We start from the raw sequence: 22,270 nt of genomic DNA, 5'->3' as shown, positions 1-22,270 counted from the left end.
CGCCTGTTTCTCCGGGCACCGTCGAGGGGTCGGACCCTCCGGAGATCTGCCCGTCCACCGGAGCGGGCACGCGACACAAGGGACGAAAATGACCGATTCACTGTCTCAGGACGGCATGCGCCGCCCGGAGACGTTCGGGCTCGGGCCGGTCGGAGGTGTCGCCCGACACGTCGTCGGCCCAGCCGAGAAGGCGGTGGACGTGGGCGTCGGCGAGCGACGCCGTGACCGGAGGCTCCCCCAGCGCCACGTCTCCGCTGGTCCCGTCGATCGTGACGACCGCGCCCTCGGGGATCACGCGGTCACCGGCCCGGACCGACCCCGCCGACACGACCAGCCCGGACGCGCCGACCACGGCCGGTCTGCCCATCGCGCGGGCCACGACGGCCGCGTGGCTGGCGGGGCCGCCCCGGGCCGTCACGATCCCGGCGGCGGCCGCCATGCCGCGCAGGTCGAGGGGGGAGGTCTCCGGGCGCACCAGGACGACCGGCCCCGCGGCGGCCATCCGGACCGCCGCGCCGGCGCTGGTGGCGACCCGTCCGGTGGCCACTCCCGGGCAGGCGCCCAGCCCCCGGGCGAGGACGTCGGCGGGCCCGGTGATGCGGGCGACCCGCCGGAGGTCCTCCGGGGCGACCCGCAGCAGCGCATCGGACCGTGCGACAACGCCCTCGTCGGCCAGGTCGGCCGCCACCACGACGGCGGCGGCCCCGGTGAACCGGCCGGGACGCACCTGGAGGAACCACAGGTCGCCGCTCTCGTAGGTGAACTCCAGGTAGCACGCGTCGCGGTAGTGCCCTTCGACGAGCGCCATCGCGCGCGTCAGTCCGGCCCACACGCGCGGTTCCCGCACGGCCAGGTCGCCCAGCGGGACGGTCGGCTCCCGGCCGGAGACCACCGCGTCGCCCCGCCGCCCGTAGAGGACGTCGCCGAACGGGACGGGCGCGCCGGTGGTCGGGTCGCGGGTGAAGGCGACGCCGGTTCCGCTGCGGGGGTCGCGGTCGCCGTACACCATGGCCTGGATCGTCACGGCGGTGCCGAGGTCGTGGGGGATGTCGTGGAGTTCCCGGTACGTCCTGGCGCGCGGCGTGTGCCACGAGGCGAAGACCTCGGCGACCGCGTCGAGAATCGGCCCGACCGGGTGGGCCGGCAGGCCGAGGACGGTCGTCATCATGCCGGGCATCGAGACGCTCGCGCCCGACCGTACCGACACCTCGCCGGCGGGCAGCGCCGCGACGGCGGCCGCCACCTCCTCGGCCAGCCCGCCCGGCAGGCGGCCGTCGCGCAGGTAGGCGCGGCAGGCGTCGGCGCCGACGACGAACGCGGGGGGCACGGCCAGCCCGAGCCGCCGCAGCACGGCCAGCCCGTGGGCCTTCCCCCCGAGCACCTCCACCGGCTGCCCCGACGCCAGGGAGTGGATCCACCTCACCGGGGGATGCCGAGCGTGAGCAGCAGATCCTCATGGAGCTGGAACCAGATGACGTGGTAGGACGCCATGTCGTCGGTCACGTAGCGCGTCTCCCCCGCGCGGACCCGCGCCAGCGCCTCGGCGAGCCGCACGCGGTAGCGCCCGAACCGGGGCAGCGCCCCGGTCAGGTCGGCGCAGACGGGCTCGGCCCGCCGGTCGAGTGCGCCGAGCAGCGTGAGCACCCGCGCCTCGGGCCGCAGCTGCCACGCCTCGCACAGGTCGAGCAGTTCGGCGTTCAACGGCAGGAAGCGGTCGAGCGCCTCCGCCACGGCGGCCTCGGTCCCGGCGGCGGCGAGCTCCTCGGCGATCCAGGTCGCGTGGACGGCGCGGCCCGCCGTCGTGATGCCCCACCCGCCGAAGGGCCCCGGCTCGAACGTCACCAGCCCGGCCACGGCCAGGTCGATCAGCTCGGACTCGACGTCGGGCTCGGGACGCCCGGCGACCTCGGCCAGCCGCGCGAGGGTGGTGGAGCCGACGCAGCGAAGTGTGTGGAGGAGCAGCACCCGAGAATCATACTCAGACCATCCAGATGTTCAGAACATCCGAATCAATGCGGATTAGGCTGCCGCCCATGCCGAGCCGGGCCCTGATCACTCGTCTTCCGCTGGTTCTCCTGCTGGTGTCCTGCAGCGTCTTCGGCGGCTTCGAAGGCCGCGCCCACAACGTCGCGGCGAGCTGGCAGGGGTCGGCGGCCGACCGGGCCTGGCGGACGGGGTTCGTGCCGCTGGAGGTGCTGAACCCGCAGGGCTGGGCGCGGGTCGGGCGGGTCCCCCGCTGGGCCGCGCGCAGCGCCCACAACAGGATCTGGCGGCTGGCCACCACACTGCCGGCGCAGACCCCGCCCCCGGCGGCCGTGCGCTGGCCCGACGGGTCGGTCTCGCACGTCCCGCTCGTTCCGGCGGCGGCCGAGTTCGCCGCGTTCAGCTCCGCCTCCCACCTCATCGAGGACCCGTGCCCGCCCGGAGAGTGCCGACCGCTCGTGATCACCGGGGTGACGCTGGGCGAGGTGCCGCTGGAGACCAGCCGGGGCGTGGTCCAGGTGCCCGCCTGGCGGTTCGCCGTGGAGGGGGTCGACCAGCCGTTCGTCCGGGTGGCCGTCGACCCGTCGGCCGTCACCGAACGGCCGCGGCGCGCGAAGGGCGACGTCCGGGAGGTCCACGCGTTCGACCTCGTGGCGGGGAAGCCGAAGGCGCTGTCGGTCCGCTACGGCTTCGGCGCCTGCGAGGACGTGACCGGGGTGCCCGTCTACGAGACCGGCCAGGTGGTGGTGGTCGGCGTGGAGTCGACGCCGACCGGTGACGGAGCGTGCCCGGCGATCCTCAAGCTCGGCACGGCCGAGGTGACGCTCGCCCGGCCGCTCGGCGACCGGGTCGTCCTCGACGCGGGCAGCGGCCTGCCGCTGCCGCCCGGGCTCGATCGCCCCTGGGACTAGGGTCTGAGGGTGATTCCCACCGATCCGGAGATCCGCGCGCTGCACCGCGCGCACGCCCCCTCACCGGAGTCGTTCGAGGTCGTCTTCACCCACTGCGAGATCGTGTGGGCCATCGCGGAGCAACTCCTCGCCCGCTGCCCGGAGGAGCTTGACGCCGACCTCGTCAGGGCCGGCTGCCTGCTGCACGACATCGGCGTCTACCGGCTGCACGGCGCCCCCTACGTGCGCCACGGCGTGCTGGGCCACGAACTGCTCGCCGAGGCCGGGCTGCCCGAGCCGATCCGCCGCTTCGCCTCCTGTCACACCGGGGTGGGGCTGCGCCGCGCCGACATCGTGGCGCAGGACCTGCCGATCCCCCTGGGCGACTACGTGGCCGAGACGGGCGAGGAGGCACTCGTCATGTACGCCGACAAGTTCCACACCAAGAGCGACCCGCCGAGGTTCCTGTCCGCCGCCACCTTCGCGGCCCGGATCGCGCGGTTCGGCGCGGACAAGGTCGACCTCTTCGACGCGATGCGCCTGCGCTTCGGCGAACCGGACCTCACTCCGCTCAGCGACCGCTACGGCCATCCGGTGGTGTGATCCCCCGGTCGACGACGAAAATGCGTTGCGGCGGCGGTGGCCGCCAACGGATCGTGGCCCGGTGGCCATCCTTGAAGCCCAATCCCTGACCAAACGCTTCGGGCCGGTGCAGGCCGTCGACGGGGTCAGCCTCACCGTCGGCCAGGGCGAGATCACCGGACTCCTCGGGCCCAACGGCGCCGGCAAATCGACCACCCTGCACATGCTGCTCGGGCTCGTCACCCCCGATTCCGGCGGGGTCACGATGTTCGGGCTCGACCTGCAGAAGCACCGGACCGAGGTGCTGAGCCGGGTCAACTTCTCGGCCAGCTACCTCGGGCTGCCGGGGGTGCTGCACGTCCGGGAGGTGCTGAACTCCTTCGCCCGGCTCTACGGGCTCCGCGATCCCCGCGCCAGGGTCGCCGAGGTCGCCGAACTGCTGGAGATCGGCCCGCTGCTGAAGCGGCGGACCTCCGACCTGTCGTCGGGGCAGCACACCCGCGTCCAGCTCGGGAAGGCGCTGCTCAACGACCCCGAGCTGCTCATCCTCGACGAGCCCACGGCCGCGCTCGACCCCGACGCCGGGGAGCGGATCCGGAACCTGCTCGTCTCGGTCGCCCGGGAGACCGGGACGGCGCTGCTCATCACCTCGCACAACATGCGGGAGGTGGAGCGGATGTGCGACACCATCCACTTCCTGGCCGCCGGGCGGATCGTGGCCAGCGGCTCGGCCGCCGAGCTCGCCGCCCACTTCGGGGTCGTCGACCTCGAAGAGGTGTTCCTCAAGGTCGCGCGAGAGGGGGTGCCGGCGTGACGGCGATCGCGTTCGCACCGCACAGCACGCAGGCCCGGCGGCGGCGCATCGCGGGGGTGGTCTACCGCGACCTGGCCGCGATGCGGCGCAGCCCGATCCGGGTGTTCGAGATCCTGTTCTGGCCGGTGATCGAACTGGTCGTGTGGGGCTACGTCACCCTGTTCCTCCAGGCCAACAAGGTGCCCTTCATCGTGTCGATGCTGCTCGGCGCGGTGCTGCTCTGGCAGGTGCTCCACCGGGCCTCGAACGAGGTGTCGATCGGGTTCCTGGAGGACGTCTGGAGCCGCAACCTCATCAACCTGCACGTCACCCCGGTGACGCCGGGCGAGTACGTCACCGGGCTGATCCTCTTCTCGCTCATCAAGATCGCGGGCGGGCTGGCGGTGATGGTGACGCTGGCGTACGTGCTCTACGGGTTCGGGCTGTTCAGCGTCGGCATCGGGCTGATCCCGTTCATGGCGGTGCTGCTCGTGCTCGGATGGGCGCTGGCGCTGGTGGCGATCTCGGCGGTGCTGCGGTTCGGCGAGGGCGCGCAGGTCATCGCGTGGAGCCTGGTGTTCGTTCTCCAGCCGATCGCGGGCGTCTTCTATCCGGTCTCCGTGCTCCCCGAGCCGCTCCAGTGGCTGGCGGACGCCGTTCCGGCCAGCCACGTGTTCGAGGGGATGCGGGCGGTGCTGGGCGGCGCGCCCGTCCCGTGGGACACGCTCGCGCTGGCCGCCGGGCTCGACGTCGGCTACGTCGCGGTGGCCCTGTGGCTCTACACCGCGACGCTGCGGCACGCCCGGTCCAAAGGGCGGTTGTCCCGCTTCGGAGAGTGAACTTCTACGGTAATGTCCCGGTTCATGAGTGAGGCGAGCGCCCCGCTCGTCCAGGGGTACGAGGTGCTCGGCATCCTCGGCCAGGGCGGGTTCGGCATCGTGTACCGGGCCCGGCAGCTCGCCGTCGGCCGCGAGGTCGCGTTAAAGATCGACAACAGGGTCCTGGTCAACGACCGTGACCGGCGGCGCTTCATGCGCGAGGTCACCTCGGCCGGGGCCCTGTCGGGGCACCCCAACGTCGCCGACGTCTACGACGCTGGGGTGCTCGGCGACGGGCGTCCGTTCATGGTGCTGGAGCTGTGCCCCGGCGGCAGCCTCGCCGACCGGCTCAAGGAGCGGGGGCCCTTCCCGGTCCGCGAGGTGCGCGACATCGGGATCAAGATCTCCGACGCCGTGGCCGCCGCGCACGCCAACGGGGTGCTCCACCGGGACATCAAGCCGGCGAACATCCTGATGAACGGCTACGGCCAGGTGGCGCTGTCGGACTTCGGGCTGGCCACCATGCCGTCCAAGGGCGAGGGCGCCGAGCTGTCGGTCACGCGCGAGTCGCTGACCCCGGCCTACGCGCCGCCGGAGGCGTTCGAGCTGGTCGAGCCGACCGCGCAGGGCGACGTCTACTCGCTCGCCGCGACGTTCTACGCGCTGCTGAACGGGCGGCCGCCCCGGTTCCCCGCCACCGGCGTGGCCAACATCGCGGTCATCATGGCGCTGCACCGCCAGCCCGTCCCCGACGTGCCGGGGGTGCCGCAGGGGCTGCTGAACGTGCTCCGGCACGCCCTCGTCACCGACCCCGCGCAGCGCACCCAGACCGCCGCCGAACTGCGCGACGCCCTGGCGGCGCTCGACCCCGACGGCAACGCGACCGCCGCCCGGCCGGTCGCGCCGGTGCCCGCTCCCCCGCCCTACCAGCCGCCGCCGCTCCGGCCGCCGTTCCAGGACGTCCGGGTCGGCGGGCCCGGCACCGTCAGCCCGAAGCACGGGCCGGTGCAGCACTACGCCTCCACCCGGCCGCCCGGCTACCGCCCGCCGCCGCCCCCGCCGGCCAGGCGGTCGTCGCCGGTCGGGTTCATCATCGCGGCGGTGTTCTTCGCCTTACTCCTCGGCGGCGGCATCGCCTACTGGGTGATCGAGGGGCAGCGCGCCGACCCGCCGGCGACCTACGACGGGGCGCCCGCGCCGCAGGGCATTCCGGCGAACGTGGCGACGTACACGGAGAACTGCGCGGCGGCCAAGGCCGTCGCGGGCGCCGCCTGCGTGAAGGAGCCCGAGTGCTGGGAGAGCATCCTCAGCCTGGCCGGGGCGGTCACCGCCCCGCGCGTGGGGTGCGAGGCGCAGCACGCGTGGGAGACCTACGCCATCGCGCCGATGCCCTCCGACGCCGTCACCTGGAACGGCACCACCCTGGAGAAACACCCCACGGTCGCCAAGCTCTGCTCGATGGCGACGCTGCTGGCCTCCCGGCAGGGGGCGGCCCGGAGTGTGACGGCCGACCGGTGGTCACCCAGCGTGCTGCCGCCGACCAAAGAGGCGTTCGCGGCGGGTGACCACTCCTACCGGTGTGTGGGCGCGGTCCCGGGGAAATCGGGCGACGGGTCCTACTTCGCCTACTGAGGCCAGTTGGCGATGATCTCCGGCGTGATCTTCTCGTGGTAGCAGCGGGAGGTCTTCTTGTTCGCGTACAGGCAGACCTTCACGTCGACCCGCTTGATCCGGCCGTCGGAGCCCAGCCGGAACGACGTCGCCGAGCAGGTCGTCCTGGCCCGGCTCCAGCCGGTGCCGCCGCCCGCGTAGTGGAACCGCGCCCGGATGTAGGCGCAGTGCGAGGGCGAGCGGTCGCGCAGTTTGCCGTACACGACGAAGGTCTCGCTGGTGAACGGGGTGATCCAGACATCGGCGTCGGCGCGGCCGTTCGTGGATTTCACCGGGCCCCAGTGGATGCCGGCGGCGGCCTCGGCGGGGCTGCCCGCAGCGAGCGCGAGAGCGGTCAGCCCGGCGGCGATCAGTGTCTTCTTCATGGACCCGACGGTAGAGATCGCGACTTGGAGCACCCTTGCGGGTGGCTTGGTCACCGGATTGGGCGATACTGCCCTGTGCGCGTTGATCTGCTCGGACCGTTCGAGGTCCGGAACGAGACCGGTTCCGTGGTGGAGGTTCCCGGGGCCCGGCTGCGGGCCCTGCTGGCCGCGCTCGCCCTGGAGCCCGGCCGGATCGTGACGCGCTCGCGGCTGGTCGACTGGATCTGGGGCGAGCACCCGCCCGCCGACGAGGTGAACGCCGTCCAGGCCTTGGTGTCCCGGCTGCGCCGGGTGCTCCCGGACGGGGTGGTCGAGGCCGACTCCGGCGGCTACCGGCTGGCCGTGGCCCCCGACGCCGTCGACGTCGCCCGGTTCGAGCGCCTGGTCGCCCAGGCCCGGTCGGCCGAGCCTCCGGCGCGGGCCGAGCTGCTGCGGTCGGCCCTGGCGCTGTGGCGCGGCCCGGCCCTGGCCGACGTCGCCCTGCGCGGCAGCGAGACCTTCGAGGCAGCCGTCGCCCGCCTCGACGAGCTCCACCTCGCCGCGCTCGGCGACCGGATCGACGCCGACCTGCGCCTCGGCCACGGCGCCGAGCTCGTCACCGAGCTGACCGGCCTGGTCGCCGCCCATCCACTGCGGGAGGGGTTCGTCGCGGCGCTGATGCGGGCCTTCGCCGAGGCGGGGCGCGGCGCCGAGGCGCTCACCCTCTACCAGCGGACCCGCGAGCGGCTCGCCGAGGACCTGGGCGTCGACCCGTCGGCCGAGCTGACCGCCCTGCACACCGCCGTCCTGCGGGGCGAGGCGGGGGGCGAGCGGCGGGCCACCAACCTGCGCGCCGAGCTGACCAGCTTCGTCGGCAAGGACGACGAGGTCGCCGCCGTGGCCGCCCTGGCCGCCGGCCACCGGCTGGTCACCCTGACGGGGATGGGCGGCACCGGCAAGACCCGGCTCGCCACCGAGACCGCGCGGAGCATGCTGCCCGGCCTGCCCGACGGGGTGTGGCTGGTCGAGCTGGCCCCGCTGCGGCCGGGCGGCGACCTGGCGCAGGCCGCGCTCACCGCGATCGGCCTGCGCGACCAGGCCCTGCTCGGCGGGGTGCGGGCCGGGGAGCCCATCGACCGGCTCGTCACCGCGCTGCGCGACCGCGAGATCCTGCTGGTCCTGGACAACTGCGAGCACGTGATCGAGGCCGCCGCCGCGTTCGCCGACCGGCTGCTGGGCGAGTGCCGGCGGCTGCGGATCCTGACCACCAGCCGCGAGCCGCTCGGCATCACCGGCGAGGTGCTGTGGCAGGTCGAGCCGCTCGCGTCCGAACCCGCCCTGCGGCTGCTGCGCGACCGCGCCGCCCTGGTCCGCCAGGACGTCGGCGCCGACGAGCCCACCCTGGCGGCGATGGCGCGGATCTGCCGGGCCCTCGACGGGATGCCGCTGGCGATCGAGCTGGCCGCGGCCCGGCTGCGCACCATGTCGGTCGACCAGCTGGCACATCGGCTCGACGACCGGTTCCGGCTGCTGACGGGCGGCAGCCGGACCGCGCTGGCCCGGCACCGGACGCTGCGAGCGGTCGTCGACTGGAGCTGGGACCTGCTGTCCGACGACGAGCGCGGCGTGCTGCGGCGGCTGTCGGTGTTCGCGGGCGGGGCGAGCCTGGAGGCGGCCGTCCGGGTCTGCGGCGAGGAGGACCTGCTGACCGCGCTGGTGGAGAAGTCGCTGGTGCTCGCCGACGGCGCGGGCACGCCCCGCTACCGGATGCTCGGCGTCATCAGGGAGTACGCGGCCGACCGGCTCGCCGAGGCCGGGGAGACCGAGGCGGCCCGCCGGGCGCACCTCGCCTACTTCACCGAGCTGGCCGAGACGGCCGACCCCCACCTGCGGCGGGCCGAGCAGCTCGACTGGCTGGCCGCGCTGGAGGCCGAGCACGACAACATCTCCGCCGCCCTGCGCGGGGCCATCGCCGACGGCCTGCCCGAGGAGGCGATGCGGCTGGCCGCGGCGGCGGGCTGGTACTGGTATCTCAGCGGCCACCGGGCCGAGGGCACCGAGCTGAGCCTCGCGGCGGCCTCGCTGCCGGGCGAGGCGTCCGACGAGGTGCGGGCGCTGGCGTACACGATCGTCACGGTGTTCGTCACCTCGGGGCTCGGCGGCGACCACTTCCAGGCCGAGAAGTGGATCCTGGAGGCCCACCGGCTGGCCCGGCACGGCGGCTACCGGCACCCCATGCTCGGGTTCATCGAGCCGCTGGAGCGGATGCTGCGGGAGCCGTCGGAGTTCCTGTCCGCGTTCGACCCGCTCGTTCTCGACGATGACCCGTGGGTGCGCGCGCAGGCGCGGCTCAGCCGGGCCCGGCTGCGGCTCACGATCGGCGGCGACGCGACCGGCGTCGACACCGACGGCGAGATCGCCCTCGCCGGGTTCCGCGGCGTGGGCGACCGGTGGGGCGTCTCGTCGGCGCTGGCGTTCGTGGCCGACCGGCTCGCCATGCAGGGCGCGTTCGAGCGGGCGTGCGGGCACTACGAGGAGGCGGTCACCGCGCTGACCGAGGTCGGCGCGATGGAGGACGTGGTCGGCATCCGGGCCCGGCAGGCCCAGCTCTACTGGCTGCTCGGCGACGAGGGGCGCAGCGCGGCCGCGATGGCCGAGGCGCAGCGGTGCGCGGGCGGCATCGCCTGGCCGAACGTGCTGGCCGAACTCGCGGTCGCGAAGGGTCAGCTGGCCCGCTGGCGCGGCGACTCCGGGGAGGCCCTGCGGCAGCTGGACTCGGCCGGGACGCTGCTGGGCGACGACGAGCCGATCGGCTGGATCCGCGCGCTGGCCATGGACGCGCACGGCGCCCTCGCCGACGACCTCGCCGAGGCGATCGGCTACCGGGCCGAGGCCTTCCGCGTGGCCGTGACCAGCGGATATCCGCCGATGATCGCCACCGTGCTGATCGGGATCGCCGATCTCGCGCTGCGCCGGGGCGAGCCCGGGCAGGCCGCGCGGCTGCTCGGCGCGGCCGAGGCCGTGCGCGGCACCCCCGACCACTCGCTGCCGGACGTCGCCCGGATCGCCGCCGAGACGCGCGACCGCCTCGGCGACCGGGGGTTCACCGAGGCGGTTCACGAGGGAGGGCGGCGCGACTGGCGGGAGCTGGCGGAGGTCACACTCGCTTGGTGAACGTGGCCCGCGCCCACGCGTAGCTGACCACCGAGATCCCCAGGCACCAGGCGACCGCCGCGACGAACGCGCCGGTCGACGGGGTCCCGGCCAGGAACCCGCGCAGGGCCTCGATGACCGAGCTGAACGGCTGGTAGGCGGCGAACTGCGCCACGCCCGGACCCATCCGCTCGGCGGGCACGAACGCGCTGCTCAGGAACGGCAGCAGCATCAGCGGGGCGGCGATGATCCCGGCGCTCTCGGGGGTCTTCGCGGCGAGCCCGAACGCGATGGCCAGCCACGCGACGGCCACCACCGTCAGCACCACCACGCCGACCGCGCCGAGCCACTCCACGGGCCCGGCCGCCGGCGCGAACCCCATCAGGAACGCGATGCCGACGACCACCGCGATGGCCAGCAGGCTGCGCAGCGTGGTCACGATCATGTGGGCGTTCAGGACGGCGGCGCGGGAGACGTCCATCACGCGGAGCCGGTTGATGAACCCGGTCGTCATGTCGGTGTTGACCGCGATCGTGGTCGAGGTGACGCCGTAGCAGATGGTCATGATGATCAGGCCGGGGGTCGCGTAGTCGATGTAGTTCACCCCGACGTCGAAGCCGTCGCCCAGGACGTACACCATCAGGAAGATCAGGAAGACCGGCAGCAGCAGGGCGTTGATGACCGAGACGGGGTTCCGCACGGCGTGCCGGAAGTTGCGCCGCAGCATGATCGTGGAGTCGTGGAGGGTTTTCATCGCGCACCGCCGGTGAGGGAGAGGAAGACGTCGTCGAGGTCGGGGGTGTGGACGGACAGTTCGTCGACCTCGACGGCGTGGGCGTCGAGGCGGTCGAGCAGGGCGCGGAGCGCGCGCACGCCGCCGTCGCCGGGCACGCGCAGGGTCAGGTCGTCGGCGTCCGGGGCGGAGCCGGGCAGGATCCGCGCCGCGGCGTCGAGGTCGCGCCGGTCGGTGAACCGGAGCAGGATGTGGCTGCCGGGCACCCGCCGCTTGAGCTCGCCGGGGGTGCCCTCGGCCACCAGGCGTCCGTGGTCGAGCACGGCCACGCGGCCGGCCAGCTGGTCGGCCTCTTCGAGGTACTGGGTGGTGAGGAAGATGGTGGTGCCGTCGGCCACCAGTTCGCGGATGATCTCCCACATGGTGCGGCGGCTGCGGGGGTCGAGGCCGGTCGTGGGCTCGTCCAGGAAGATGATCTCCGGACGCCCGACCAGCGTCATGGCGAGGTCGAGCTTGCGGCGCATGCCGCCCGAGTAGGACGCCGCGGGCCGGCCCGCCGCCTCCGTCAGGTCGAACCGGTCGAGCAGCCCGGCGACCAGACGACGGCCCTCCGCCCGGGGCAGCCGCAGCAGGTCGGCCATCATCTGGAGGTTCTCCTCGCCGGTGAGGAGGTCGTCGACCGAGGCGAACTGACCGGTGACCCCGATCGCGGCGCGGACAGCCCGCGTCTGGGTGGTGACGTCGTGCCCGGCGACGAGCACCGTGCCGGCGTCGGGGGCCAGCAGCGTGGTCAGCACGTTGACCGTGGTGGTCTTGCCCGCGCCGTTGGGCCCGAGCAGTGCGAAGACCGTGCCGGCCCGGACGTCGAGGTCGATGCCGTCGAGCACGACCTTGTCTCTGTATGCCTTGCGCAGCCCCTTGGCCGCGATCGCGGAACCGTTCATGGGTGGTACGTTCGCGGGCCGCGCTGACACGGGACCGTCGCCGTGCTGACACGGCGCGACGGTCAGAGTTCGGCGAGGGCGTCCTGCATGTAGTCGATGAAGTCCCACACGTCCGGGACCATCTCGCGGTCGACCACGATCCCCACGTCGAGGAACCCGTCGTAGGAGAACACCGTGATGTTCATGCCGCCGCTCACGTCGGTGATCACCGACAGCGGGTAGTGGGCGACGATCTTCGAGCCGAGGATGTAGAGCGGCAGCTGCGGACCCGGCACGTTCGAGACCATCAGGTTCATCGCCGAGACCGTCCCCGACGCCAGGCGGAAGGCCGCGCGGTCGGCCAGGCCGCTCAGGGCCGCGGGCATCGCCTGGCTGAAGTCGAGCAGCCAGCGGGCCGGAGCGACGGAGAAGCGCTCCTTCACCGTGGCCATGTTGGCGCTGATCATCCGCAGCCGGGTCTGCGGGTCGGAGACGTTGGTCGGCAGGGTCGTGGTGGCCAGCAGGACCTGGTTGCCGAGTTCGGGCCGGACGTTGGAGGAGAACGGGATGCCGACGACCAGCGGCTCGACCGGGAGTTCGTCGCGCTGGGAGAGCCAGCGGCGCAGCGCGGTGGCGGCCACGGCCATGACGACGTCGTTGACGGTCACGCCGTGCTCGTTCTTGACCTTCTTGACCTCGTCGAGCGGCAGGCGGCCGAAGGCGAAGCGGCGGTGGGGGGAGATCGGGCCGGAGAACGGGGTCGCGGGGACGGTCAGCCTCGGCAGGTCGGGCAGCACCGAGCCGGTGTCGCCCGGCCAGCCGGCGCCCCGGATGAAGCGCGACAGCATGCCGGTGCCGGGGATCTGGGAGACCACCGGGATCTCGTCGAGCCTCGGGATCGCGCCGCCCAGGAACCGGAGCAGCGCCTGCGGGCTGTCGAGGAAGCGTTCGACGCCCCGGCTCAGCATGATCGCCGGTTCGGGCGCCCGGACGGCGAGCTCCTCGGAGGGCGGCACCTCGCGGGGCTCGGGGGTGATGTCCATGAGGGTGGCCAGCACCTCCGCGCCGGCTATGCCGTCGATGGCCGCGTGGTGGACCTTGGTGTAGACGGCCGACCGGCCGCCTTCGAGGCCGTGGATCAGGTACATCTCCCACAGCGGCCGGTGGCGGTCGAGCCGGCGGGCGTGCAGGCGGGCCACCTGTTCGGCCAGCTGGTGGTCGTCGCCGGGGGCCGGGAGCGCCAGTTCGCGCACGTGGTAGTCGAAGTCGACGTCCTTCGACTCGTCCCAGTAGGGGTGGTCGAGGCCGAAGGGGACGCGGACCAGCCTGCGCTTGAGCGGGGGCGCCAGGTGGAGGCGGGAGGAGAGCAGGCCGATGATCCCGGCGCGCGTGACCGACGCGTCCTCCAAAACGGCCAGGCTGGCGATGTGCGCCACGTTCGTGGCCGTTTCGAAGTTCAAGAACTGTGCGTCGAGCGCGCTGAGTTGCCGTCCCATGCAGGGATCATTGCCCATCCGGGGGCCCGGCGAGTCATGAAATGCACGAGTCAGTGACGGTGTGTCGCATCGGGCTGGCGCGGGTCGCCGGGGTGCTCGAATCCGGGCATCAGCGTGACCTTCTCGCGGTGCCGTCCCTCCAGCCACCGGGCGAACAGGGTCTCTCTGCGGGCCTGGACGAGCTGCGCCTCGATCCGGGGCGACTCCTCCTCGAACCGGCCGGGGTGGCGGTCGCGGTTGCGGTCGTAGTAGCCGCGGACCTCCTCCGGCGGGACGTCGGCCTCGACGCGGGCGAACAGCGCCCGTCCGGCGGGGGTGGCCAGCACGGCGGCGACCACTCCACCGGTCCGCAGCGCGACCGGCAGCGTCACCGGAACCGGGTCACCGTCGAGGTCGCATTCCTGGGCGACCACGCGTTCCATGGTCATCAGCTGGACCAGCCAGCGGCGCAGGTTGCGGCCCTCCGGGGAGCCGGGGTGCGGGAGCCGGGGGGCCAGCGGGCCTTCGTACAGCGTCGTGAGCCGCCGGTCGACGTCGGCGACCGTGATCGCCTCGTCTCCCACGGTCGCGGCGATCACGGGAGCACCTCGATGGTCACCGGCTCGGTGTAGTGGACCTTCCCGGCGTAGCCGAGCTTGACCAGGGCCCACCACGTGCCCGGCTGGTGCCCGCCGACGACCGGGAAGCGGAGTTCGTGGGTTCCGGGCCCCACGCCGGTGTTCCAGACGGGGAGCAGGTCGTAGGTGTGCCACGGGCTGATCAGCTGGGCCTGGACCGGCGCGTCGCAGGTCAGCCGGATCACGATCGCCGACCGCTCGCCCGCGCGCACTGCGACGTGGGGGCTGTCGGTGGTCGCTTCGAGGGTCGCCGGGCCGAGGCGGTCTTCGAAGGTCTGGCCGTCGAACTCCAGGCGGGCCGTGGTCCAGCCCTCGTTGGGCCAGGCCTGGAAGGCGCCCGGTTCCAGGGTGAACGCGCGGGTCTCGGCGCCGTCGAGCGTGACCACGCCGTCGACGACGCCTTCGACGAGCGAGGACGCCACGGTGACCGTCTCGTCGGTGAGGTGGACGGCGACCGGCAGGTTGCCGATCGGCGCGGGGCCGGTGTTGTGCAGCCAGTAGCGGGTGAAGACCGGCTGGAACGGCTCGGCGCCCGGGGCCGAGCCGCCGCCGTCGGCGTCGCGGGTGTAGGTGACGACGTCCATGCCGGTCACCGGGCTGTCGGGCACCTCGCGGGTCTCCAGAAGGTCGGTTCGCCGCCATCCGGGCAGGTCGATTCGTTCGGTACGCCCATGCGGTTCGTACAGCCGCATCGTCATCCCGGAGACCGGGCCCGGCAGCCGGCCCGTCGCGATCGGGTTGCCCGCGGGCTTCAGCGCGGTCAGCACCAGGTTCGCGGGGACCTCCAGCAGCGAGTCGGCGGCGGGTTCGCCCTCGACGCCCTGGTCGCGCGCGATCAGCGGGTGGTTCACGTCGTGGCCCTCGTGGACCAGCCCGGTCGCGCGCCAGTCGCCGGGGCCGGCCACGAGGGCGTACTCGAAGGCGTGGGTCCAGTGCTGGAGCTGGAAGCCGCTGCCGTCGGGGACGGTCCGGCGGGGCGGGTCGATCCAGATGCCGGACGGCCAGCCCGTACAGGACCGGAGCAGCGACAGGTTGAGGGCCCCGTTGGGTTCGACCGCGAAGCCCGGGACGCCCCGGTTGATCAGCCCGACCGTGTAGGGCTCGTAGGTCTCACCCTCGACGTCGACGACCGCGTCGGCCAGGTCGTCGATCAGCGCGTCGACGTCTCCGGCGCCGATCGACAGGACCGGGAGCGCGTCCGCCGCCCTGAGGTCGGCGCTCGGGACCCAGACCTCGGTGAGCGGCCTGGCGGCCGGATGCCAGCCTTTCGGCCAGGGCGTCTCGCCGACGGCGATCCGGACGTCGGGCAGGTTGGAGTCGACCGCGAGGTCACCGTAGCGGGGGCCGTCGGCGCGCGAGACCGTGGCCGTGACGCCCTGCTTGACCAGCGCGGCGGCGAGCGCCCGCAGGGCCGGCACCGGCACGTCGGGCCCGGCGACGATCTCGGCCACGCCGATGGGCCGGCCGCCGATCCGGCAGGTCGTGGACAGGGCGAACCAGTTGTGGGCGGGGTTGTCGAGGGTCCACGGGTGGTCGGCGGTGTCGGCGTCGATGAGCGCGAACCCCCGTCCGACCACGGCGTTCCCGACCTCGCTGACCGGCAGCGCCCGGTCGGCCGCGACCGGCCACCGGAGCCTGACCAGCTGGTCGGCGCCGTCGAAGTCGACCCGGGTGACCAGGTCGACGCGCCGCACTCCGTGCCAGAGGGTGATCTCCTGCACGTACCGGACCGGCCCGAACTCCCCCCGCACGACGAGCCGCTCCCCGGCGGCAGACCGCTCGGCCACGACCTCGGCGGCGCTTGCGGAGGAGCCGGTCCGGGTCCCCTTGGGCACCAGGTGCCAGGGGCCTTCGTGGAATCTCGGATGGGCCGGATATTCGTCGTGGACGACCAGCTCGTTGCCCACCTGGCCGGGTTGGAGCAGCTCACGGCCGCCGGTCACCCAGCTCGACACGCCCCCGCCCCGCGCGGGGTCGGCGGTGATCGCGTGGGTGTCGTTGGCGATCGACGTGCCCCCGGCGGGCAGCCACCCGGCGTTCACGCCGGGCGTGAACGAGAAGGTCCGGTAGCCGAGCGGCGGCACGTCCTCCGCCAGGAACACCACGTCGGCCTCGGTGACGAACCCCTCGTCGTCGACGACCGCGTTCTCGACCACCACGGGTTCGGCGATCCCCCGCCAGCCCGGCGGGAGCGTCAGGCGTACCCGGACGACGTCGGTGCGCGGCCACGACGATGGGTTCCAGACCACCACCCCGCTCAGCCCCGCGCCGAGCACCCGCAGCGCGCCGTCGAGGGTCTCCGAACCGATCGTGTACGCCTCCCGCCACCCCGTCAGCAGGTCGAGATAGACCTGGTCGGACTCCGAACCGGTGATCGCGTCGTGGTGGGCGCCGTAGACGAGCTGCCGCCAGGCCTTGTCCATCAGCGCGAACGGGTAGTCCGCCCCGTCACGCACGGCGGCGAGGGTGGCGAACTTCTCCGCGTCGGCGACGACCACCTCGGCCCGGCGCTGCGCCTGCTTGGTGTCGACGTAGGAGACGTCCTTGCCGGTGTAGACCGGGTTCATGTCGCGCGTCTGCGGCAGGAAGTCGGCGCGCTCGGCCCGGACGGCGGCGAAGAACTCCTTCGGCAGCCCGCAGACGAACCGGGGCCAGGCGTAGCGGGCGTTCCACTCGCGCTGGACGTCCATGATCCACTTGTTCGGCGGCGTGTAGTCGGTGCCGACCGGCAGCAGCACGTTGCGCGTCGCCGCGACCTGCTTCAGCGCGAGGAACCAGCGGTAGACCTCCGCCGCCGCCTCGTCGACGGTCGTCGAGGAGTCCATCCACCATCCGGCGCTGTAGTGGCCCGGCATGTAGTGGGTCAGCACCCCCTCACCCGACGGGGCGACCCAGTCGAACTCGGCCGGGAACTGCATCCGGCGCGGATCGCCGCCGCCCAGCATCGGCCCCCACTGGTGGAACGGCCCCCGGGCCCAGGAACTCGACGTCAGCCCCGCCGCGGCGGCCAGGCCGGGGAACTGCGGGTCGTGCCCGAAGGCGTCGAGCTGCCAGGCCGTGTGCGGGTCGCCGCCGAGGACGTCCCGCTGGAACCCGGTGCCGTGGACGAGGTTGCGGATCGTCGACTCGGCGCTCGTCAGGTTGGTGTTGGGCTCGTTGTACGCGCCGCCCATGATCTCCACGCGGCCTTCCCCGATGAGCCTCCGCAGGTAGGCGCGGTGCTCGGGGTGGGCGTCCCAGAAGGGCTTGAGGTAGTCGACCTCGGCCAGCACGAACTTGTAGCCGGGCTCCCTGCGGGCGGTCTCCAGGTGGAGCTGGACGAGTTCGAACCCGGCGTGCTGGAAGGCCTGGCGGCTGGACTGGGCGGCGTCGCCCGCCGTGTTCCACGTGGTGGTGTAGGCGGCCTGGGTGTTCCACCAGACGGGGTCGTAGTGGAAGTGGGAGACCATCCAGACGGTCCAGCCGGGCTCGGCCACAGGGAACTCGGCGGTCGTCTCGTCGGCGCCGGCCCGGACCGTGACGGCTGCGGTCTCGCCCGGCGCCTTCTCCGTCGTGACCGGGACCTCGACCGTCCCCTGACCCGTCGCGGAGCCCGTCGCGTCGCCGGTGATCACCACCTCGGCCGGAGCGCCCTCTTCGAGGGTGACCCGGACGATCTGGCGCGGGCCATCGGCGAACAGTTCCGTTCCGGCGATCTCGGCGATCCGCATGCGCCAATGATCACACAAGGGGAGGTTTCGGTCACGGACGCATTCTGATCAGGGTCTCGGCCACCGGCACGACGGGCTCGCCCAGGTCGTACTGGCTGAACAGGTGGATGTCGTCGCCGGTGTCGATCTCCAGGATGGTGGTGCGGAGACCGTAGCGGGCGCGTTCGTCCACCTTGATGCGCTCGATCTCGTGCCAGGCGATGCGGCGGCGGCCGGCGAAACCCTCGACCACGGTGATGCCGCCCGCGTCGGCCGACAGGCGGACCCGGGCGATGACGTCGCGGGCCGTGAAGGCGGCCAGCACGATCGCGGCGACGCCGACGAGGATGAGGGCGCGGAGGTCGCCGGCGAGCCAGCCGTAGACGACCAGGAGCAAGCAGATCAGGGTCCCGGCGGCCTTCGCGGCCACGACTTTGGTGGGGACCTGCCAGACGTTCATCTCCGCAGGTTACTGCGACGGGAGACTTTACCTGCCCTAGGTGCGAAGCGGGATATACAGGGAAGTGATGGATGAATGTGCGCGCCACCCGGCGTGCGAGTCGATATTGCGCCCCGCCGGAGGCACCATGAGCAGGCAGATCGCCAGCGCGTACCAGCAGGTGACACTCGCGGAGCTCGAAGCCCGGGTCAGGGGGCTGGAGACACAGGTGGCCCATCTCACCGAGATGCTGGAAGCCCTCACCGAGGAGCGCGACTGACCTGGCTTGCGCATAGACCGGATGTCCCGCGCGAGTTTCCCGGATAGGCCAGCAGAAACCACACATTCTTCCGGCAACTTTCAAACATTCATCGGGTATCTCGTGACAGATTTACCGACATGGCGAGAAAAAGCCGTGAAATGTCATACTGGGTGGCGTCTGGCATGGCACTATCGCCGGGTCCGTCCGTGTCGGCAAGCATCTGGGGGATGACAAAGCGATGCCGCCCGTCCAAGGGGCCGGCGAGGATGTCCGCATCCCCGGCCCGACCGCGCTGCGCATGCTCGTCGGCGCGCAGTTGCGGGAGCTGCGAGAGACGCGGCAGATCACCCGGGAGGACGCCGGCTTCGCCATCCGCGCCTCCGCGTCGAAGATCAGCCGCCTGGAGACGGGCCAGGCCACCTTCAAGCCCCGCGACGTGGCCGATCTGCTCACCCTCTACGGCGTCATCGACGACAAGGAACGGTCGGCGATCATGATTCTGACCGGGCGGGCCAACGAGCCCAGCTGGTGGCATCCGCTGCGCGAGGTCGTGCCCGACTGGTTCGAGGCCTGCCTCGGCCTGGAGCAGGACGCGGCCCTGATCCGCACGTACGAGATCCAGTTCGTCCCCGGCCTCCTGCAGACCCCGGGCTACGCCCGCGCGGTCGTCTCCCACGCCCACCGCGTCTACGACGAGGATCAGGTCGGCAAGCGCGTCGAACTGCGGATGCGGCGGCAGCGGATCCTGGTCGGCGCCTCCCCGGTGAAACTGTGGGCGGTCGTCGACGAGGCGGCCCTGCGGCGCACGATCGGCGGCCCGGCCGTGATGCGCGAACAGCTGCGCCACCTCGACGAGATGAACCGGCTGCCGAACGTGACCGTCCAGGTCGTCCCGCTCGACTCCGGCTACGTCTCCCGGGGGATCGGGCCGGTCACCCTGCTGCGGCTGGCGCAGGGCGCCCTGCCCGACGTGATCTACCTGGAACGGCTCGGCGACGCGCAGTACCTGACCAAGGACCACGAGGTGCAGCCCTATCTGCACCTGCTCAACGAGGCCGGCACCGAGGCCGAACCGGCCACCGCGACGAGCGAGATCCTGCGGCGCTGCATCGACGACCTCTGATCTGCGACTCCGGCGGACGTGGTCGCAAGCGGCCGTCCTGACCGGCCATCTCTTCACCCGCCTGCCGTTCGGCACTGCCCGAACGGGTCTTCGGAGGCGCCAGGGGTCAAAGACCGAGAAGGGCGAGCACGGCGTATCCGAAGGGCCCCAGCCAGGCGGCGATCCTGGCCGCCGCATCGAGCAGGGTGGTGCCGGCCCCGGCGAGCGCTCCGGCCCGCTCAAGCCCCGACACGAATGCCTCCAGATGCCGACCGGCCTCCTGCCTGTCCGGCTCCTCGCTCCGAATCGCCTGCTCCACCGCGGCCAGTTCCCGGTCCGCGCTCCGGCGTTCGGCCGAGGTCAGTTTCAGCTCCCCCAGAGCCTGCCGGAGACGGTCGAGGTCCGCGTGCAGTTCCTGGTTCACCACCTGGTGACCCGTTCCGGCATAGATGTCTCGTCCGGCCCGCTGGTGGATCCCGCCCACGTTCTGCGCTGAATCGTGTGCGGAGGTCCGTCGCGGCCCGGGCAGCATGGGACAGCGGCTACGAAGCGTGCCGGATCGTCGGGATCAACACCCGGACCGGGAAGCGGTGGCGGAACGGCTGGAAACCGAACAAGTCAGATAAGAAGGGGGCACCGCCGGTCAAACGACCGGCGGTGCCCCCTTCTGGCGCGTCCCGCTACCCCAGGACCACCTGCACCAGCGCTGGAGTCCTGAGCAGATACGCCAAAGCCTGCGCAGAACCTTTCCCGAGCGGAACCTCGACTGGGAAACCTCAGCTGAGCGTCTCGCCATGCTTCTCGGCTGCAGCAGCAAGGCCGCTGAGGGACAACTACAGGCTGCGGGCTTGGATAGATAGTTGCTTTCGGGTAAACCGGTCGAGGTCCAACCGAACGCCTGTCATCGCCTCTACGGTTGCCAGGGCGGTCTGGAAGTCCGGATATCTGGGATAGGGGGGAGCGTCGAATGCCCCTGCCCGGTCATCAGCCTCCTTTTGTGCCACGAGCGCCCGAATCGCACCGAGGTGATCGTCCAGTGCCCGTGGATTCCTGCCCGTACACTCCACAGGGCTGGGACGAAAAACGTTCATCTCGGTGATGAGGGTGCCGTCGGCGGCGTAGAACAAGCTGTTGGCGTTGTTGACCAGCCACCAGAAACCCCACGCCTACGCATTCTCGGTCAGGCTGGCCCAGATGCCGGGATCGCTGATGTAGGCGTTGGACGCCAGCACGACCACACCGTGGTCGCTCTGTTCCAGAACGACGACCTTTTCCCGCCCTGGCTCCAGCACCGTGCGGGGAATTGCCGTGTCGAGGTCGACATCCAGCCGACGCGCGATGTCAGTGACCGTGAGGGGCTCTGCCCGCCCTCGCACCACCATCCAGAACATCGCGTTGTTGATATAGGGATCCAGCTGATCCAGGTCCCTGAGGAGCTGTACGTAATAGTTGATCATGTCGGGCGTGACCGGACTCATATTCTTCCCCCTTGATGAGCGGAGACGACAGGGTAGCGACCGATCACGACAATTCCGATCAGGAGAAGCGCCAGCGCACGGCTCTGATCACCACAGAGGTTGCACTTATCCCGCGGCGCCACCGCCGGCCGGCACACCCGAAGCAGACATAACCCGTTCTGCGAATAAGACCCTTGGTCACTGAATGGTGCAAACGCGAAGACGCTCGGCTGGGGCAGTCCGGCCGAGCGTCTCGCTATGCTTCTCGACGCCAGAGATCGATCACCGTGTTGCGACAACCCCTGGAATTCGCCATATGGGCAGCGGGGCATTTCTCTTACGAGTCGAGATGCGGGATCTCAGCGCGGATGGCGGGCCGGAGTAGGGCTCTAGGGCTTGCGGGCCACGCCCACCAGCGCGTCGACCGGCGACGGCGGGCCGAACGGGTCGGGATCGGGCCGCCACTGGGTGATCGGCACGACCCCCGGCTCGACCAGTTCCAGCCCCTCGAAGAAGCGGCTGAACTCCTCGTGGTCGCGCAGCGTGTACGGCGCCCCCGGCCCCTCGTTGAGGTCGTCCTGGGCCTTGTCGAGGGCCTCGCCGGTCACCACGTTGGAGCCGTCCCAGACGGCCAGGTAGCTGCCGGAGGGCAGCGGCTCCATCAGGGTGCGGACGATCTCGTAGGGTCCGTCGGCCTCGCCGACGTAGCCCAGGATGCCCATCAGCATCAGGGCCACCGGGCGGTCGAAGTCGAGTGACTTGGCCGCGCCGGCCAGGATGCGGGCGGGGTCGCGCAGGTCGGCGTCCATGTAGTCGGTCACGCCCTCCCGCGTGCCGACCAGCAGCGCGCGGGCGTGCGACAGCACGAGGGGGTCGTTGTCGACGTACACGACCCGGGCCGAGGGGTTGATCCGCTGGGCCAGGTCGTGGGTGTTGTCGACCGTCGGCAGGCCCGTGCCGACATCGAGGAACTGGGTCACCCCCGCCTCCACGCTCAGGTGGCGGACGATGCGGGCCAGCAGATAGCGCGAGAGACGGGCGATGGCCACGATGTCGGGGAAGGCGGCGGCGAACTGGTCGCCGGCCACCCGGTCAACTTCGTAGTGGTCTTTGCCGCCCAGCCAGTAGTTCCACATCCGGGCCGAATGGGGGACGGTCGTGTCGATCTTGGGGTCGCTCACCGGGGCTCCTGTCAGGTCGGCTCCCCCAGAACCTACTGTTTCCGGACGGTTCCAAGTGGTGTCCGGATATTTCCCGATGAGCGCGTCGGACGGGCAGCTTCGTACTCAGGGCCATCAGCGCCAGACCCACCAGCATC

General features: G+C 72.0%; 20 protein-coding genes and 1 pseudogene. 9 read left to right on the top strand and 12 right to left on the bottom strand.

Annotated features, from left to right (window positions below):
- Window positions 1-97: 97 nt before the first annotated feature.
- The gene (locus tag FDA94_RS29690; protein WP_137250371.1) at window positions 98-1,423 is read right to left on the bottom strand and encodes a PEP/pyruvate-binding domain-containing protein; all 1,326 of its coding nucleotides are present in this window, start codon (window positions 1,421-1,423) and stop codon (window positions 98-100) included.
- Entirely contained in the window at window positions 1,420-1,965 is a 546-nt protein-coding gene (locus FDA94_RS29685) for a transcriptional regulator (protein ID WP_137250370.1), read from the bottom strand. The genes FDA94_RS29690 and FDA94_RS29685 overlap by 4 nt, the downstream gene beginning before the upstream one ends.
- Before the next feature lie 68 nt (window positions 1,966-2,033).
- Between FDA94_RS29685 and FDA94_RS29680 the strand changes: the two genes are divergently transcribed.
- From FDA94_RS29680 to FDA94_RS29660, 5 genes are all read left to right on the top strand, one after another.
- Entirely contained in the window at window positions 2,034-2,894 is an 861-nt protein-coding gene (locus FDA94_RS29680; RefSeq protein WP_137250369.1) for a hypothetical protein, read from the top strand.
- Window positions 2,895-2,897: 3 nt separating this feature from the next.
- A complete protein-coding gene (locus FDA94_RS29675; RefSeq protein WP_137250368.1) occupies window positions 2,898-3,476 on the top strand; it encodes an HD domain-containing protein in 579 nt (192 codons plus the stop codon).
- Between the two features lie 61 nt (window positions 3,477-3,537).
- A complete protein-coding gene (locus FDA94_RS29670; protein WP_137250367.1) occupies window positions 3,538-4,269 on the top strand; it encodes an ABC transporter ATP-binding protein in 732 nt (243 codons plus the stop codon).
- Window positions 4,266-5,087 (top strand): ABC transporter permease, encoded by an 822-nt coding sequence (locus FDA94_RS29665; protein WP_137250366.1) that lies wholly within the window; start codon window positions 4,266-4,268, stop codon window positions 5,085-5,087. Before FDA94_RS29670 ends, FDA94_RS29665 begins: the two co-directional genes overlap by 4 nt.
- Before the next feature lie 24 nt (window positions 5,088-5,111).
- On the top strand, window positions 5,112-6,698 hold the full coding sequence (locus FDA94_RS29660; protein WP_137250365.1) for a serine/threonine-protein kinase: 1,587 nt from the start codon (window positions 5,112-5,114) through the stop codon (window positions 6,696-6,698).
- On the opposite strand, the gene FDA94_RS29655 is transcribed toward FDA94_RS29660, so the two are convergent.
- A complete protein-coding gene (locus FDA94_RS29655; RefSeq protein WP_137250364.1) occupies window positions 6,692-7,102 on the bottom strand; it encodes a hypothetical protein in 411 nt (136 codons plus the stop codon). The two genes, FDA94_RS29660 and FDA94_RS29655, sit on opposite strands and share 7 nt — an antisense overlap.
- A gap of 75 nt (window positions 7,103-7,177) precedes the next feature.
- Between FDA94_RS29655 and FDA94_RS29650 the strand changes: the two genes are divergently transcribed.
- Window positions 7,178-10,255 (top strand): AfsR/SARP family transcriptional regulator, encoded by a 3,078-nt coding sequence (locus FDA94_RS29650; RefSeq protein ID WP_137250363.1) that lies wholly within the window; start codon window positions 7,178-7,180, stop codon window positions 10,253-10,255.
- On the opposite strand, the gene FDA94_RS29645 is transcribed toward FDA94_RS29650, so the two are convergent.
- The 6 genes from FDA94_RS29645 to FDA94_RS29620 all read right to left on the bottom strand — a co-directional run bounded on the left by FDA94_RS29645 (window position 10,239) and on the right by FDA94_RS29620 (window position 18,152).
- Entirely contained in the window at window positions 10,239-10,988 is a 750-nt protein-coding gene (locus FDA94_RS29645; protein WP_137250362.1) for an ABC transporter permease, read from the bottom strand. The two genes, FDA94_RS29650 and FDA94_RS29645, sit on opposite strands and share 17 nt — an antisense overlap.
- A complete protein-coding gene (locus FDA94_RS29640) occupies window positions 10,985-11,911 on the bottom strand; it encodes an ATP-binding cassette domain-containing protein (RefSeq protein WP_137250361.1) in 927 nt (308 codons plus the stop codon). Before FDA94_RS29640 ends, FDA94_RS29645 begins: the two co-directional genes overlap by 4 nt.
- Before the next feature lie 62 nt (window positions 11,912-11,973).
- On the bottom strand, window positions 11,974-13,386 hold the full coding sequence (locus tag FDA94_RS29635; protein WP_137250360.1) for a WS/DGAT/MGAT family O-acyltransferase: 1,413 nt from the start codon (window positions 13,384-13,386) through the stop codon (window positions 11,974-11,976).
- 50 nt (window positions 13,387-13,436) lie between these two features.
- Window positions 13,437-13,964 (bottom strand): DUF7158 domain-containing protein, encoded by a 528-nt coding sequence (locus tag FDA94_RS29630; RefSeq protein ID WP_137250359.1) that lies wholly within the window; start codon window positions 13,962-13,964, stop codon window positions 13,437-13,439.
- A complete protein-coding gene (locus tag FDA94_RS29625; RefSeq protein ID WP_137250358.1) occupies window positions 13,961-17,713 on the bottom strand; it encodes a glycoside hydrolase family 38 N-terminal domain-containing protein in 3,753 nt (1,250 codons plus the stop codon). The genes FDA94_RS29630 and FDA94_RS29625 overlap by 4 nt, the downstream gene beginning before the upstream one ends.
- Window positions 17,714-17,744: 31 nt before the next feature.
- Entirely contained in the window at window positions 17,745-18,152 is a 408-nt protein-coding gene (locus FDA94_RS29620; RefSeq protein ID WP_137250357.1) for a PH domain-containing protein, read from the bottom strand.
- Between the two features lie 127 nt (window positions 18,153-18,279).
- On the opposite strand from FDA94_RS29620, the gene FDA94_RS41220 reads away from it, so the two are divergent.
- Window positions 18,280-18,411 (top strand): hypothetical protein, encoded by a 132-nt coding sequence (locus tag FDA94_RS41220; RefSeq protein ID WP_281286648.1) that lies wholly within the window; start codon window positions 18,280-18,282, stop codon window positions 18,409-18,411.
- 220 nt (window positions 18,412-18,631) lie between these two features.
- Window positions 18,632-19,516 (top strand): helix-turn-helix domain-containing protein, encoded by an 885-nt coding sequence (locus FDA94_RS29615; protein WP_137250356.1) that lies wholly within the window; start codon window positions 18,632-18,634, stop codon window positions 19,514-19,516.
- A gap of 106 nt (window positions 19,517-19,622) precedes the next feature.
- On the opposite strand, the gene FDA94_RS29610 is transcribed toward FDA94_RS29615, so the two are convergent.
- Window positions 19,623-20,027 carry a hypothetical protein gene (locus tag FDA94_RS29610; protein WP_137250355.1) on the bottom strand — a complete coding sequence of 135 codons (405 nt, stop codon included), beginning with the start codon at window positions 20,025-20,027 and terminating at the stop codon, window positions 19,623-19,625.
- A gap of 5 nt (window positions 20,028-20,032) precedes the next feature.
- On the opposite strand from FDA94_RS29610, the pseudogene FDA94_RS41605 reads away from it, so the two are divergent.
- A pseudogene (locus FDA94_RS41605) lies at window positions 20,033-20,253 on the top strand (hypothetical protein); the annotation flags it as partial.
- Window positions 20,254-20,661: 408 nt separating this feature from the next.
- On the opposite strand, the gene FDA94_RS29605 reads toward FDA94_RS41605, so the two are convergent.
- Window positions 20,662-20,973, bottom strand: a complete 312-nt coding sequence (locus FDA94_RS29605; protein ID WP_137250354.1) for a hypothetical protein — start codon at window positions 20,971-20,973, stop codon at window positions 20,662-20,664.
- A 368-nt stretch (window positions 20,974-21,341) separates the two neighbouring features.
- The gene (locus FDA94_RS29600) at window positions 21,342-22,133 is read right to left on the bottom strand and encodes an SAM-dependent methyltransferase (RefSeq protein WP_281286647.1); all 792 of its coding nucleotides are present in this window, start codon (window positions 22,131-22,133) and stop codon (window positions 21,342-21,344) included.
- Window positions 22,134-22,270 lie beyond the last annotated feature (137 nt).

The sequence above is a fragment of the Herbidospora galbida genome, from assembly GCF_005233835.1.
GTDB lineage: Bacteria > Actinomycetota > Actinomycetes > Streptosporangiales > Streptosporangiaceae > Herbidospora > Herbidospora galbida.
The sequence above is the reverse complement of the archived record's forward strand: the minus strand, read 5'-3'. Positions and strand labels throughout refer to the sequence as shown.

Bases quoted from the DNA above. Each gene is read 5' to 3' on its own strand.
- FDA94_RS29680 (WP_137250369.1), top strand. From the start codon at position 2,034: ATGCCGAGCCGGGCCCTGATCACTCGTCTTCCGCTGGTTCTCCTGCTG.
- FDA94_RS29660 (WP_137250365.1), top strand. From the start codon at position 5,112: ATGAGTGAGGCGAGCGCCCCGCTCGTCCAGGGGTACGAGGTGCTCGGC.
- FDA94_RS29655 (WP_137250364.1), bottom strand. From the start codon at position 7,102: ATGAAGAAGACACTGATCGCCGCCGGGCTGACCGCTCTCGCGCTCGCT.
- FDA94_RS29645 (WP_137250362.1), bottom strand. From the start codon at position 10,988: ATGAAAACCCTCCACGACTCCACGATCATGCTGCGGCGCAACTTCCGG.
- FDA94_RS29640 (WP_137250361.1), bottom strand. From the start codon at position 11,911: ATGAACGGTTCCGCGATCGCGGCCAAGGGGCTGCGCAAGGCATACAGA.
- FDA94_RS29635 (WP_137250360.1), bottom strand. From the start codon at position 13,386: ATGGGACGGCAACTCAGCGCGCTCGACGCACAGTTCTTGAACTTCGAA.
- FDA94_RS29625 (WP_137250358.1), bottom strand. From the start codon at position 17,713: ATGCGGATCGCCGAGATCGCCGGAACGGAACTGTTCGCCGATGGCCCG.
- FDA94_RS29620 (WP_137250357.1), bottom strand. From the start codon at position 18,152: ATGAACGTCTGGCAGGTCCCCACCAAAGTCGTGGCCGCGAAGGCCGCC.
- FDA94_RS41220 (WP_281286648.1), top strand. From the start codon at position 18,280: ATGAGCAGGCAGATCGCCAGCGCGTACCAGCAGGTGACACTCGCGGAG.
- FDA94_RS29615 (WP_137250356.1), top strand. From the start codon at position 18,632: ATGCCGCCCGTCCAAGGGGCCGGCGAGGATGTCCGCATCCCCGGCCCG.
- FDA94_RS29610 (WP_137250355.1), bottom strand. From the start codon at position 20,027: ATGCTGCCCGGGCCGCGACGGACCTCCGCACACGATTCAGCGCAGAAC.
- FDA94_RS29605 (WP_137250354.1), bottom strand. From the start codon at position 20,973: ATGAGTCCGGTCACGCCCGACATGATCAACTATTACGTACAGCTCCTC.